This is a genomic window from Blautia sp. CAG:237 (assembly GCF_000436615.1).
GTDB classification, from domain to species: Bacteria; Bacillota; Clostridia; order Lachnospirales; family Lachnospiraceae; genus Blautia_A; species Blautia_A intestinihominis.
This window is the reverse complement of the sequence record NZ_FR886664.1, coordinates 1-13,932: the sequence shown is the minus strand read 5'-3', so window position 1 is coordinate 13,932 and position 13,932 is coordinate 1. Positions and strand designations below refer to the sequence as shown.

Genomic DNA, 13,932 nt, shown 5'->3' with positions numbered 1-13,932 from the left:
CAGGCGTGTCTTATGGACACGCCTGCTTCACAATTCAGGGGAGGAAGCGCGATTTTAAAAAAAGATGTGGAAGTACTCTGTCGTGAAGCTATGGGGGAACTGCTGGGGATAGCAGAGAGTGAGAGGATTTTTTTTACATCAGGGGCAACAGAAAGTTTGAATACTGTCCTGTGTGGACTCGATTATGGAAAAGCAGGAAACAGCATTCTCGTGACACAGACAGAGCATAACAGTGTCCTGCGTCCGCTTATGAATCAGTCGGCATTAAAAGAGCATCCGGTAAAAATCATCTCCTGCACCGCGATTGGCGCAGTGACAGAGGAACTGCTGGAACAGGCGCTGGAAGAAGAGCGGCAGGACGGACGGCAGGCAGCAGCACTTGTGGTCAATCATTGCTCGAATGTAACGGGATATGTGCAGGACATGGACATGATCAGCAGGTTCGCAAAGAAAAACAACCTTTGTCTGATAGTGGATGTTTCCCAGAGTGCAGGCTGTATTCCGGTATATGCAGATCAGTGGAAAGCAGATGCGGTTATTTTTACAGGTCACAAAAGTCTTATGGGTATGCAGGGCAGTGGTGGATTTTATATCAGAGAAGGTATTTTACTAAAGCCGTTGAAATATGGGGGAACAGGACGTAACAGTAAGCAGCTGACCTATGAAGATGAAGATTATGAATATGAAGTTGGCACACAGAACCTTCCGGGAATCACGGCATTGCTGGCTGGAGTGAATTTTGTACGTGAAACAGGAGTTGACATGATCCATAAAAAAGAAATGGCACTTATGGAGAAATTGTATGAAGCTCTGGAGAAGATCCCGGGAATCCAGGTATACGGAAATTCTAAGGAATGCAGGGGACCTGTCATGAGTCTGAACTTCAAAGGCCTGACAGCTTCCGATGCGGCATATATCCTGGAAAGTGGGTATGGAATCACGGTACGTGCGGGACTTCACTGTTCTCCACTGATCCATGAAGCTATGGGAACACAAAAGAATGGAACGATCCGCATAAGCATATCTTACTTTACAAAAGAGAAGGACATACAGGAATTTCTTACAGCGGCAGAGCAGATCGCAGGCTCTGTGGCAGGACGATGAACAGGGGAAAAGTTTATGAAGATTACAGGAAAGCGGCCTTCAAGAGAGAAATGTGCAGAATCCGGCTGGTTTGCAACAGACTATCTTATGGATGCGCCGATAGACAGAGAATTTATTTTAAAGCTGAAATCACTTGGAGGTTTTGTATATCTTGATATGCTGAAACAGCCTTTTTTTAAGATCGAGAATAACTACTATATGATAAAGGGGATAGAAGGAAACGACTATTTCAGGATCGCCGTTCATGGAAAACATGAAGATGAACTGGCAAAACTGGAAGCATTCATCCTGAATTGCGTGAAAGAATAAAATCTGCTATACTGAGAACATTAAAGAATCGAATTTTGTGTTATCAGATTTGACAGAATTAACGTTACTTACAGGAGGCAGACGATGAGGCTTGAACGAGATAATATTCCACTTGATAAAGATTTTCCTTTTCAGATTTCAGAGGTAGTGCTGACCCCGAAGAACAGCAGGCCGGGGACCTGGCACTGGCACAGTTACTTTGAGATCACCTGTGTGCTTGAGGGGAAGGGGAATTATTTTGTCAATGGACAGGAGTATACGATGGAGAAGGATGATGTGATCATCTTTAACAACGTAGAACCTCATGGGTGGAATCTTATCGGGGATGATATGAAGCTTCTGGTCATGATCTTTTCGCCGGAATTTATTGCAGAGAAGATCAGCGTATTTGACACGGAGTATCTGAAGCCCTTTGTAGAGCGGGGAAGTAATTTCAAGAACCGTGTCGGCAGGGAAGATGAAATAAATGCAGATATCCGTGCGGGCATCTGGGAAATTTATAAAGAGTGGAATGATCAGAAAGAAGGTTATCCTCTTATGATCAAGGCCAATGTATTGCGGATCCTCACCATGCTCATACGTACTTATCAGGATGAAACCAAATCCGGAGAGATGCTCAAGGAGAAAAAGAACGCCATGAAGCGTCTGGAGCAGGCGTTTGATTACATCGATGCTCATTACTGCGAGAAGATCACACTGGAAGAGGTTGCGTCATCTGTGTATATGAGTGCCAATTATTTTTCATCTTATTTTCGTAAGGTGACGAATATCAGTTTCAGTGATTATGTAACACGAATGCGTATCAATCATGCCCGTGAACTTCTTCGTGAAGGGAAGAAAAATGTTACGGAAATCGCCATGGAATGTGGGTTTAATAATATTTCAAATTTCTATCGACTGTATAAGAAACATGTGGGCAAAACACCCAAGGATGAAAAGAGTAAAAATAGTTAAAAATCAGAATCGGATAAGCCATAGACCGATCATAAACAGCCGTGTTAGGATAAAAACAGCAATGTTATATCCTGATACGGCGTTTTTTATGGGAAACAAAAACTTACAAAAGGAGATTTGGGGAAATGATAAAAACAGACAGATATGTAGAATGTTCAGCAGCAGGCATGAAATATCGCCTGATACCGGTAACAGATGAGATCATCCGCTGCATGATCGCAAAAGATGAAGTAAAAACAGAGCAGGAATCTCTGATCATCGAGAAAAAAGAGTATCCGCAGGTTCCATTTGAAGCAGCAGAAGCAGACGAAGTAGTTACAGTAAAAACATCAGCAGTGCAGGCAGAACTGAATCTCAAAACAGGAGGGATCACCTGGAAACATGCAGATGGAAGTGTGTGGCTGGAGCAGAACAAAGCGGATCTCACCAGGATTGATGTCGTACACTATAATACAGGCGGCGAAAAACCGATCATCAACCGTGTAAAGACTGTAGACGGTGAAAGAAACTTTATCCAGAACCTCAAGGCAGAAAAAATCAGAGACGGATACCGCGCAAGAGTTTTCTTTGACTGGAAAGAAGACGAGGAGATCCATGGACTTGGACAGGCAGAAGAAGGTATTTACAACTACCGTGAACATACACAGTATCTGTATCAGCACAATATGCGTATCCCGATGCCGATGTTTGTATCTACCGAAGGATATGGAGTCCTGTTTGACTGCTGTTCACTGATGACTTTTAATGATGAAGGCAGAGAATCCTATCTGTTCCTGGATACGGTAGACCAGATCGATTATTATTTCCTCGGTGGAAATACAATGGATGAGATCATTCATGACTACCGTTATCTGACAGGTAAAGCACAGATGCTGCCGAAGTGGGCGTATGGCTACATCCAGTCCAAAGAGCAGTATTACACAGCAAAAGAACTGGCTGAGATCGTGCGTCATTACAGAGAGATCGGTGTTCCGATCGATTGTGTCGTTCAGGACTGGAATACCTGGGAACCAGGCAACTGGGGAGAAAAGATCCTCGACAAAGAACGCTACGGTGACAACAAAGAATGCATGGAAGAAATCAACAAAATGCATGCACACAGCATGGTCTCTGTATGGCCGAACATGAATGCGGGCGGCAAAAACCATCAGGAATTTTTTGACGCAGGCTATCTGCTTTATGACTATGCAACCTACAATGCTTTTGATGAAAAAGCCCGTGAAATGTACTGGAAACAGGCAAAAGAAGGACTTTTTGATGAAGGATTTGAATCCTGGTGGTGCGATTCCACAGAGCCTTTCTCCGGTCCTGACTGGAATGGCGGCGTGAAGAGAGAGCCATGGGAGAGATATGAACTTGTCGGCGGCGAGCACAAGAAATATCTGGATCCGGCTGTTGCCAATGCGTTTGCACTGATGCATGCAAAGGGTATTTATGAAAACCAGAGAAAAGACACTGAAGACAAACGTGTCCTCAACCTGACCCGTTCCGGTTATGCATCCGGGCAGAAATACGCAGCCATGCTGTGGTCCGGCGATACCTGCGCTTCCTGGGACAACTTCAAGATCCAGATCGTAGAAGGCCTGAATATGGGACTGAGTGGTTATCCGTACTGGACACTGGATATCGGTGCGTTCTTTACAGTTGCTGATAAATGGCAGAATCGTGGCTGTGGCTGCAACACAGATCCGGAGCCGAAGTGGTTCTGGCAGGGCAAATACAATGAAGGTGTGAAGGACAAAGGATACTGCGAGCTTTATACCAGATGGCTTGAGATGGGAACTTTCCTTCCGATGTTCCGCTCTCACGGAACAGATACTCCGAGAGAGATCTGGAATTTCGGTGACAAAGGAACGATGTTCTATGATGCAATTGAGAAATCTATTAAGCTGAGATACCATCTGATGCCGTATATCTATTCTCTTGCAGGAGCTGTTCACTTCAACGACTATACGATCATGAGAAGCCTTTTGTTTGATTTCCCGCAGGATAAAACTGCAAGAAAGATTGAGAATGAGTTTATGTTCGGACCGTCACTTCTGATCTGTGCAGTTACAGAGCCAATGTACTACGGCCCGGAAAGTACAGAACTTGACCGTGAAAAAACATGGGAATGTTATCTCCCCCAGGGAGCTGACTGGTATGATTACTGGACCGGCAAGAAATATGAAGGCGGTCAGTATGTAACAGTAGATGCGCCGATCGACCAGATGCCGATCTTTGTAAAAGCAGGAAGCATTCTTCCGGTTGCAGACGGACTTACTTATGCATCTCAGAAACCGGAAGGACCGGTGAAACTGATGGTTTACCCGGGAGCAGATGCAGAATTTACTCTTTATGAAGATGAGGGAAATAACTATAATTTTGAGAAGGGTGCATACGCAACCACAAAACTGATCTGGAATGACCAGAAAGGTGAACTGACTGTAGAAGAAAGACAGGGAAGCTTTGATGGTATGGAAGATATTTCTTATGAGGAAGTCATCATTTGATGGCTTCCTCTTTTTCATCGCGATATTCCAGCGGGCTCTTGCCGGTATGTTTCTTGAAGATACGGCTGAAATATCCCTGGTCATGGTAACCGCACATCTCTCCGATCTGACGGACAGAAAGCGAAGGCTCATTGAGAAGCAGCTTCTGTGCATGATGCATCCTCAGATTGGTCAGATATTTGGTCGGGGTACAGTCATATGCCTGGCAGAAAATCTTTGTCAGATAACCGGGACTGTAATTCATATTGTCTGCGATCAGGTTCAGATTGATATCGTCACTGTAGTTTTTTATAATAAAATCCCGCAGAACAGAAGCAATTTGAGAGGGAGTCATGGAAGCGGTTCCTGCATTAAAGACAGCTTCGTAATCCTTCTTGGCGATCTGAAATTCACGTTTGATCTTTTGCAGGGCATCATGGAGCTCATCGGGATCCACTGGTTTCAGCAGGTAGTCAGAGACTTTGAGAGTAATAGCTTTCTTGGCATATTCAAAGTCTGAAAACCCGCTTGTGATAATAAATTTAGTGAAAGGGAACTGACTTCTTACTTTGGTAAGCAAGGCCATCCCATCCATAACAGGCATACGGATATCCGTTATGACAAGATCAGGAGTAAGCTTTTCTACCAGTGCAAATGCCTGCTCGCCTGTCTGGGCAGTACCTGTAACCTGAAAATCCGGGTCCGCTTTCTGGATTTTCTGGACAAGGTTATTTAAAAGAAGTTCTTCGTCCTCCGCAACGACTACTGTGTATTTCATGATAGTTCCTTTCTCTTATTAATGCTGAGTTGTTTCTTGATCCTCTGATATATAACGTCCTATGGATACAATTCCGTGTCCGTCCTCGGTGTTTCCATATTCAAAAATGATTTTGCCGTTGCAGAAAATCTTCCATCTGAGATAAACATTTACAGTTCCCAGACCGTTGATCTTGAGTTCAGGAAGACCTGGATTCTGGTCTGCTTTGGCAAGATTCTGTGCGATCTTCTGACATGCTTCCTCAGAAAATCCGGGACCGTTATCTGTGACGGTGATCTTCCAGTAGTTTTCCGCGATAATACTGCTGACGGAGATCATCCATGGTGGTGCACAGTTGGAACCATATTTGATAGCATTTTCTACGAGTGGCTGGATCAGCAGCTTGGGAACCTCCTCAGAAAGAAGGCTTTCATCTACATCAATATTGTAGTTCAGACTGGACTGATAACGGACTTTCATACAGTACAGATATTTCTGAACATAATCCAGCTCATCGGCAAGAGATACGGTCGTGCTGCCTGTATCTGTAATATAGCGCATGATCAGAGAAAGATTCCGGCACATTTTGGCAACTGTGTCATTATCACCGTTTTCCGCAAGAACCATGATACTTGACAGTGAGTTGTAATAAAAATGCGGGTTGATCTGTGTCTGCAGAGCCATATTTCGAGCGTGCATTTCCTGTTCTTTTGCCTGTGTGAGTTTTACCATGGAATCCTTCAGATTATCGCTCATAAACTGAAATGCCTGGTAAAGTTCCTCAAGTTCATTGACAGAGACAGGATAGGAAGTGACCTTTTCCTGACCAAGAGTGTCCAGCTCCATTCGCTGAATGATATGTTTCAGATGCTTGACCGGTTTGACAACAGAACGGGACAGCCTGTATGAAACAATAACAGAAGCCAGAAGAAAAGCAGCAACAACTGCCAGAAGGATCTGGAGCATCTGATATACCGGTGCAAGTATGGCTGATTTTGACTGAACCGTGAGGTAAGTAAATCCAGTGTAGCCGGAGTCAATTCTTGCCGCATATTCGTCCTTGTCTGTCAGAGGGCTGGTAAGCCTGGAAGAAGTCTGAGATGAATCTGTCAATGTGTAATAGTCCTGGAGTTTGGAACTTTCACTGTCTGAAATATCGTAAGGATAGATCAGATCACCATCCTGATTAAATACATATACACTGGCTGCATCATCATGATTTTTCTTCTCGTAGGAAATGATACTTTTAAAAATGGATTTGCACTGTTTGGCTGTTTCAATTACGCCTACACTGCGGCGGTACTGATTTGTGAAAGAGCGGTAGACAGAGATCATCCACTGAGAATATTTCGCCGACTTGGAATATTCATAGGTAAGATAGGGATTGGTGATTACTTTTCTGCCATCTGCTTCCCGGGCTTTCTGCAGCCATTCGGTGCGAGAATCGTCCGTTTTTTTTACCATGGTGGAAAGTCCTGCCTGAAGTACATATCCGGAAAAATCGTACAGATTCACCTGATCAGCTTTTAATTCAGTTCCGCTGAGAGAAATAAAAAGATCAGACATATCGGAGAGCATACTGTCAGAGATATTGAGATCAAATTTCTGATCGAGGATACTCTTGGACATATTACTGTAGTTGATATTGACGGATACTGTATCCAGGTCAAGGATAGCAGAGTCTACCTGTGTTTTGAAACTGGAATTCAGGGTGTTCATGGCACTGATCTGACTTTCCTTCAGTCGTCCTGATACAAAGAGATAAAAAAATGCTGCAAAAGCAAACAGGATCAGACTTGCCATTCCGAGATAGGCGATAAAAAGTTTAGACTGTAAGCTGCGTTGTTTCATATATACGCCTCCTGTAAAAAAAGTACCAATGGTTTTTCAGGACATGTCAAAAGTATTTCGTCGAAATTATAACATGTTTATGTAAAAAGTACAAATGACAAAAAGCGAAACTGGTAAAAATGGTCAAAAATATACATTATAAATTGTGCAACCTAGTAGAATGATGTGAAAATAGCATACAAAAATGTGAAAAAAGTACAAATACAGAATGGCTTTGTCCATGGATAAAAAACACAGTTACTGATAAACTTATTTCATCAAGGACGTGACAAAAACAAATTAAAAGGAGGAAGTTTTTTATGTTGAGAAAGAGATTTTGGGCAGTTGCATGTGCAACAGCAATGGTAGCATCTATGACAGCAGGTCTTAGCGTGAATGTATTTGCAGCAGATGATACCAAAGATTTTGCAGGAGAGGAATTAAGCATTCTGGTATCCGCAGGCTGGATGGATAACCGTTATGATGAGACACTGGAGCGTTTCGAGGATACATACGATGTAACCGTTGACCTTCAGACAATCCCGGCAGATCAGTATTCTGATCTTCTTCAGTCAAAACTGGCAACAGATTCCTGTGCGGATGTTTTCTGGATCCAGTCCAATCCATTTGCAATTGAATCAACCATCGTTGACCCGGAGAAATACTGTATCGATTTTACAGGAGCTGACTGGGAAAACCTTATGCCGGAAACAAGAAAAGCATCCTGCACATACAACGATAAATTATACGGACTTCAGGTTTGGAACAATTCTCCGGAGTACGTAATGCTTTACAACAAAACTCTGTTTGAAGAAAATGGCTGGGAAGTTCCAACCACATATGCAGAACTCAAAGACCTCTGCGCAAAGATCGCAGATACAGGAATCACTCCATGGTTCATGCCAGGAGCAGACGGATGGCAGCATCAGCTCGCATTCTTCCAGATCGGTGGAGTTTATGAAGAAGCAACACCAGGACTGTACGATGCTCTGAATACAAACCAGGCAACATTTGCTGATAATGAAAAAATGCTTGAAGTTCTGAACGAGTTCAAAGAACTCTCTGATGCAGGCTACTTCGGAGAGGACTGGATCGGAACAGACAGCACAAACATGTCAAATGAATTTGGCGACAGAACATGTGCAATGGCAATGGCAAACTCCAGTTACATCAAACAGATCAAAGATGACACAGGTTCCGAAGATGAATATGGAATGTTCCTGATTCCTCTTGGAGACAATACCTGGTATCCAACCAGCCCGGCTGGCCCGACAATGTTCGGATACAAAGGAACAGAGCATGAAGACCTTGTAAGAGAATTCTTCAACTTCGTAACAACAACAGAAAGCCTTCAGGAAATCCTTGACAACTCACCGGCTTACACAAACCTTGATGTAAACGATGACAATCTGGAACAGCACTGGCTGCCAGAAGAGGAAGAATTCCTTGAGACTGTAGACAAAGATAAAATGAGTGTATCTGTACTTCAGAATGGTACAAAATATACAAACGACTACTGGATGCAGTTTGGACAGGATATGATCGCATTCTGCCAGGGTGAAATGGAAGCAAACGATGTTCTTGCAAACATGGATACCAACCGTGCAGAAGCAGCAAAAACTGTCGGAGATGAAAACTGGGAATAAATTTCAGATAAAAACGTTGTGAAATAAGGGTAATTCTTCAGTGCGAGGGAGTAAAATCCTTCGCACTGTCTGCTAAAGGAGTAAATAAGAAGATTATCCTTGTGACTTGATTAATCTGGCTGCTAAGAGAACAGGAGGTAACTTCAGTGAATAAGAAAAAAATATATCCCTGGTGGTTTCTGGTACTGCCGCTGGTATTGTATGTAATCTTTTTCCTGCTTCCAAGTGCAATGGGTGTAGGATATTCCTTTACAGACTGGAATTCCAGAAGTGTCCTGAATGGTACACATTTTGTAGGACTGCAGAACTTTAAAGAAATTCTGACATCAAACAAAGGCTATTTAAGTGGAATTGGGAATACACTTAAATTTACGATCATTTCTAACATTGTAAAACTGATCCCGGCACTTATGATCGCAATCATGCTTCAGGAAGGCTTAAGAGGAAAAGGACTTTACAGAACTCTGTTATATCTGCCATCTATTCTTCCATTTGTAATTATCGGTCTGATTTTTAAATCTATCCTCAATTACAATACAGGACTTCTGAATACGATCCTGGATGCACTGCATCTCGGAATCCTGAAACAGAAATGGCTTTCTGATCTGGGTATTGTATGGAAATCCATTTACGGTGTAGATGCCTGGAGAGGTATTGGTTATGTTATGACTATTTTCCTCGCAGGTCTGAATACGATTCCGAAATCCTACTATGAAGCTGCTGAGATCGACGGTGCAAACTTCTGGCAGAGACTTCGCTATGTAACACTTCCAATGCTTACAGGTTCTATCATGATCAACCTTGTATTTGGTATTACATATGGTCTGAAAGTATTCGATATCGTTTACGTTCTTACAAACGGCGGTCCTGGACATGCAACAGAGGTTCTTACAACTTATGCATTCCAGCTTTACTCCAGAGGTCAGTATGGAATGTCTTCTGCATTGAATACGATCCTTCTTATCATTACGGCGATCATCGGTGTAGGTATTGTTAAGAAAATGAGTAAACAGGAGGTACAGCAGTAATGAAAAAGCAAAAAGTTCAAAACGTGTTGAAGCATATTGTCTGCATCCTTCTGTGCCTGACAGTTGTACTTCCATTTTACATGGTACTTATCAATTCCTTCAAGGATAAAGGAGAGGCCGCAAGAATGAGTCTTGCGCTTCCGACCAAATGGGTATTCTCAAACTACGCAGAGGTTATCAAAAAAGGTAATCTGATCCAGGGATTTGCAAACAGTTTACTGTATGCTCTGGTAGCAACTACACTTGGTGTTGTACTGTGTGCGATGGCAGCATTTGTAATGTGCCGTAACAGAACAAAGTTAAATACATTTCTGTATTACTTCGTTCTCTGCGGACTGTTCTTCCCGGTCAACTATGTAACTCTGGTAAGAGTTTTGAGTACTTTAAACCTGAACGATACACGAGTTGGTATTGTCATGGTATTTACGAGTGCGATGATACCGTTCTGTGTATTTACGATCCGAAACTTCGTAATATCCATTCCGGTTGAATTGGACGAGGCAGCGGTTATTGATGGTGCAGGACCTCTGAGCCTGTTCTTCAAGATCATCATGCCGCTTATGAAACCAACACTTGTAACCTGCTTTATCCTGCAGTTCATGACAGTATGGAGCGATTTCCTTACACCTCTGTACCTGTCCAGCAAGAGCAAACTCTTCCCGATGACCATGGCAGTATACCAGTTCTTCGGAAAGAACAAGAGCTACTGGAACTACATCTTCGCAGATATCGTACTTACCTGTATTCCGGTTATCATTGTTTACATGATCGGCCAGAAATACATCGTTGGTGGAATGACTTCCGGTGCGGTGAAAGAGTAAAAACGATTAATAAAAAATAGACGTTTATCTCGTATAAGAGACAGACGTCTATTTTTTATTACAATACTTTATTCAGGAAATCAATTGTTCGTGCTTCCTGTGGATTCAGGAGAACTTCCTGTGGGGAGCCTTCCTCTACGATGTAACCGCCATCCATGAAGATAACCCGGTCGGGCAACTTCGCGGGCGAAGCCCATTTCATGGGTTACGATCACCATTGTCATGCCATCGGCGGCGAGCTGCTTCATAACCTGAAGAACTTCACCAACCATTTCCGGGTCGAGAGCACTGGTTGGCTCATCAAAAAGCATGATATCAGGAGTCATGCAGAGGGCACGTGCGATCGCTACACGCTGCTTCTGCCCACCGGAAAGCTGCTCTGGATATGTGTCAGCTTTGTCGGCCATGCCGACTTTTTCCAGCATGTGGATGGCGCGCTGTCTGGCTTCATCCTTGGTAGCTTTTTTCAGTTCTACCGGAGCGAGCATCAGGTTCTGTGTGACATTCATATGCGGGAAAAGATTGAAATGCTGGAATACCATTCCTACATTTTCACGGACTTTATTGATATCAATATGTTTGTCTGTAAGATTGTGTCCATCTACGATCACTTCTCCGGCGGTAATCTCTTCGAGCTTGTTCATGCAGCGCAGGAAAGTAGATTTACCGCTTCCGGAAGGTCCGATGATAACGACTACTTCACCTTCATGAATGTCTGTGGAGATATCCTTCAGGACTTCCAGAGAGCCGAAGTTTTTTTTCAAATGTGATACGTGGATTTTGACGTTGTCTTTATTTACGGCCACGGTTTAATCTCCTTTCTAAGACTTTTGCGATTTTGGACAGGATTGTGATGACGATCAGGTACATGATCGCAACAATACCCCATGTCTGGAAGGACATGAAAGAATTGGCAACAACGTTCTTTGCAGTGTTGACCAGTTCCGGCCTGAAGTGCTGTCAGGGTAAAACTGAATCCCATCATATTGTTCAGACAGTAAGGAACACCGAAATAAATAAAATACGCGAGGACGATCATAGGAACGCCTCGGATAACATCAACAAAAATAGAAGATATGATTCTGCAGGCTTTATTCTTAAGTACACTTAATAAACCAAAAAACATACCCAGAATACAGGCAAAAAACAGACCGCATAAAGCAAGAAGCAGGGTCTGTCCCATTGCAAGGAGCAGCAGATTTCCATATCTTGTTATGATCTGGATCATGGAAAACTCCTTTCAAAAACAAAGCTGCCACAAAATGCAGCAGCCCTGTAATTCGTGTAATATATATTCTGATTATTCAGCAGCTTCCTCTTCAGCAGGAGCCTCTGTTGTATCTGCCTCAGCGTCATCAGCAGCTTCTTCTGTCGGAACTGCGTCTTCTCCGAGGTATTTGGCAATGATCTCGTTGTATTCACCGCTTTCTTTTCTTTCATCTGTAATAGATGCGCCGGCGATCATACCGTCAGCCTGTCCAGTCTGGCATGCAGCGATAGAAGCGTCCCATCCAAGACTCTTGAGTTCATATTCAAAGCCCTGATCTTTTGCGATCGCATCAAGTACGTCTACGTCGATACCTACGAAATTACCGCTGTCATCTGTGTATTCAAAAGGTTTGAATACAGTATCAGTTGCGATAGTCCATTTCTTATCTGTCTCTGCATCAGAAGCTGCAAATACAGGAACAGTAAGGCTTCCTGCGAGTAATCCCATTGTTAATAAATAACACATCTTTTTCATAGAGAAACACTCCTTTTCTTTTAAATAATGAAAAAAGGCGCAGTTTACAAAAAAACTGACGCCTTCGTCGCTTTTTTCAGTTCTATCATTCCCAAAACACACTGTCAATGGAATGTTTTAAAATTTTACCATATTAAAGGAATTGCCCTATAAATAAAACATAGTTTGAGGGAAGAGAGTATATTTATAGAAAATTTATGTACAGATATTGGTGCTTATGCTACCATTTAAATGTACATGTCAAAAAAGGTAAAAGAGGGACAGAAAATGGCAAAAATAAAAGTAGCAGCAATACAGATGCCAACAGTGACTGACAAAATGCAGAATGTCAGGACAGCGGGAATATATCTTGAAAAGATAAAAGATGAGAAACCGGATTTTGTTATCCTTCCGGAGATGTTCTGCTGTCCATATCAGACGCAGAATTTCCCGGTCTATGCAGAAGAAGAGGGTGGGCCTGTATGGCAGCAGCTCTCGGAATACGCAAAACAATATGGAATCTATCTTATCGGCGGTTCAATGCCGGAGAAGGATGCTGAGGGAAAGGTTTACAATACATCTTATATTTTTGACAGGCAGGGAAAACAGATTGGCAAGCACAGAAAGGTGCATTTGTTTGATATTGATGTCACAGGTGGACAGACATTTAAGGAATCCGATACTTTGACGGCGGGAGATCATGATACAGTTTTTGATACCGAGTTTGGCAGGATGGGAGTCATGCTATGTTTTGATATTCGGTTCCCTGAGCTTGCGCGGATGATGGTAAATGATGGCGCAAAGGCAATCTTCGTTCCAGCGGCTTTCAATATGACGACAGGTCCTGCACACTGGGAACTGTCCTTCCGAACCAGAGCACTGGACAACCAGATCTACATGATAGGCTGCGCCCCAATGCGCGATGAATCCGCAGGATATATTTCCTGGGGACATTCCATTGTCACAGATCCATGGGGCAGAGTCATAGATATGCTGGATGAAAAAGAAGGCGTACTTCTGACAGAACTGGACCTTGACTATGAAGAGCAGGTAAGAGAAGAGTTACCATTATTAAAGAGCAGGCGGAAGGATATGTACCGTCTGGAAAAACTATGCAAATAATGCTATGCTTTGTGCGAAGCTATATGTGCTTGTTATAATTTTTTTATAAATTGATGGAAAGTATGGGATGGACCATAGAGCAGGCTATGGATGCACTTCAGATACCAAAGGAAGAGCGAAATAGCTACCTTAATATGTTGAATAACTGCGCGCCGCATTCTCGTTAC

Annotated in this window: 12 protein-coding genes and 1 pseudogene; 8 read left to right on the top strand and 5 right to left on the bottom strand. The window is 42.9% G+C overall.

What is annotated here, in order from left to right; genetic code table 11:
* The 4 genes from QZL69_RS01100 to QZL69_RS01085 form a co-directional block, all read left to right on the top strand.
* Positions 1 to 1,104 (top strand): aminotransferase class V-fold PLP-dependent enzyme (locus QZL69_RS01100; RefSeq protein ID WP_291517731.1); only part of this gene is annotated, 1,104 nt, incomplete at its 5' end.
* A 15-nt stretch (positions 1,105 to 1,119) separates the two neighbouring features.
* Positions 1,120 to 1,413 (top strand): hypothetical protein, encoded by a 294-nt coding sequence (locus QZL69_RS01095; protein ID WP_022213386.1) that lies wholly within the window; start codon positions 1,120 to 1,122, stop codon positions 1,411 to 1,413.
* A gap of 84 nt (positions 1,414 to 1,497) precedes the next feature.
* Complete coding sequence (locus tag QZL69_RS01090) at positions 1,498 to 2,367, top strand: AraC family transcriptional regulator (protein WP_022213385.1); 870 nt, start codon at positions 1,498 to 1,500, stop codon at positions 2,365 to 2,367.
* A gap of 125 nt (positions 2,368 to 2,492) precedes the next feature.
* The gene (locus tag QZL69_RS01085) at positions 2,493 to 4,859 is read left to right on the top strand and encodes a glycoside hydrolase family 31 protein (protein WP_022213384.1); all 2,367 of its coding nucleotides are present in this window, start codon (positions 2,493 to 2,495) and stop codon (positions 4,857 to 4,859) included.
* Here the strand turns inward: QZL69_RS01085 and QZL69_RS01080 are convergent.
* Both QZL69_RS01080 and QZL69_RS01075 read right to left on the bottom strand, forming a co-directional pair.
* Entirely contained in the window at positions 4,852 to 5,616 is a 765-nt protein-coding gene (locus QZL69_RS01080; protein WP_022213383.1) for a response regulator transcription factor, read from the bottom strand. The two genes, QZL69_RS01085 and QZL69_RS01080, sit on opposite strands and share 8 nt — an antisense overlap.
* Before the next feature lie 18 nt (positions 5,617 to 5,634).
* On the bottom strand, positions 5,635 to 7,446 hold the full coding sequence (locus QZL69_RS01075; protein WP_022213382.1) for a sensor histidine kinase: 1,812 nt from the start codon (positions 7,444 to 7,446) through the stop codon (positions 5,635 to 5,637).
* 299 nt (positions 7,447 to 7,745) lie between these two features.
* Here QZL69_RS01075 and QZL69_RS01070 point away from each other — a divergent pair, with 299 nt between their 5' ends.
* From QZL69_RS01070 to QZL69_RS01060, 3 genes are all read left to right on the top strand, one after another.
* Positions 7,746 to 9,071 carry an ABC transporter substrate-binding protein gene (locus QZL69_RS01070; protein WP_022213381.1) on the top strand — a complete coding sequence of 442 codons (1,326 nt, stop codon included), beginning with the start codon at positions 7,746 to 7,748 and terminating at the stop codon, positions 9,069 to 9,071.
* Positions 9,072 to 9,217: 146 nt separating this feature from the next.
* Positions 9,218 to 10,099, top strand: coding sequence for a carbohydrate ABC transporter permease (locus tag QZL69_RS01065; RefSeq protein WP_022213380.1), 882 nt, complete (start codon positions 9,218 to 9,220; stop codon positions 10,097 to 10,099).
* Positions 10,099 to 10,920 (top strand): carbohydrate ABC transporter permease, encoded by an 822-nt coding sequence (locus QZL69_RS01060; RefSeq protein WP_022213379.1) that lies wholly within the window; start codon positions 10,099 to 10,101, stop codon positions 10,918 to 10,920. The genes QZL69_RS01065 and QZL69_RS01060 overlap by 1 nt, the downstream gene beginning before the upstream one ends.
* Positions 10,921 to 10,978: 58 nt before the next feature.
* Here QZL69_RS01060 and QZL69_RS01055 read toward each other — a convergent pair.
* The 3 genes and pseudogenes from QZL69_RS01055 to QZL69_RS01045 all read right to left on the bottom strand — a co-directional run bounded on the left by QZL69_RS01055 (position 10,979) and on the right by QZL69_RS01045 (position 12,664).
* Positions 10,979 to 11,726, bottom strand: a pseudogene (locus QZL69_RS01055) (amino acid ABC transporter ATP-binding protein).
* Positions 11,717 to 12,148, bottom strand: coding sequence for an ABC transporter permease subunit (locus QZL69_RS01050; RefSeq protein WP_022213377.1), 432 nt, complete (start codon positions 12,146 to 12,148; stop codon positions 11,717 to 11,719). Before QZL69_RS01050 ends, QZL69_RS01055 begins: the two are co-directional and overlap by 10 nt.
* A gap of 72 nt (positions 12,149 to 12,220) precedes the next feature.
* Complete coding sequence (locus tag QZL69_RS01045; protein WP_022213376.1) at positions 12,221 to 12,664, bottom strand: transporter substrate-binding domain-containing protein; 444 nt, start codon at positions 12,662 to 12,664, stop codon at positions 12,221 to 12,223.
* A gap of 267 nt (positions 12,665 to 12,931) precedes the next feature.
* On the opposite strand from QZL69_RS01045, the gene QZL69_RS01040 reads away from it, so the two are divergent.
* Positions 12,932 to 13,765: a carbon-nitrogen hydrolase family protein gene (locus tag QZL69_RS01040; protein ID WP_022213375.1), complete on the top strand. Its 834-nt coding sequence runs from the start codon at positions 12,932 to 12,934 to the stop codon at positions 13,763 to 13,765.
* Positions 13,766 to 13,932: the final 167 nt, after the last annotated feature.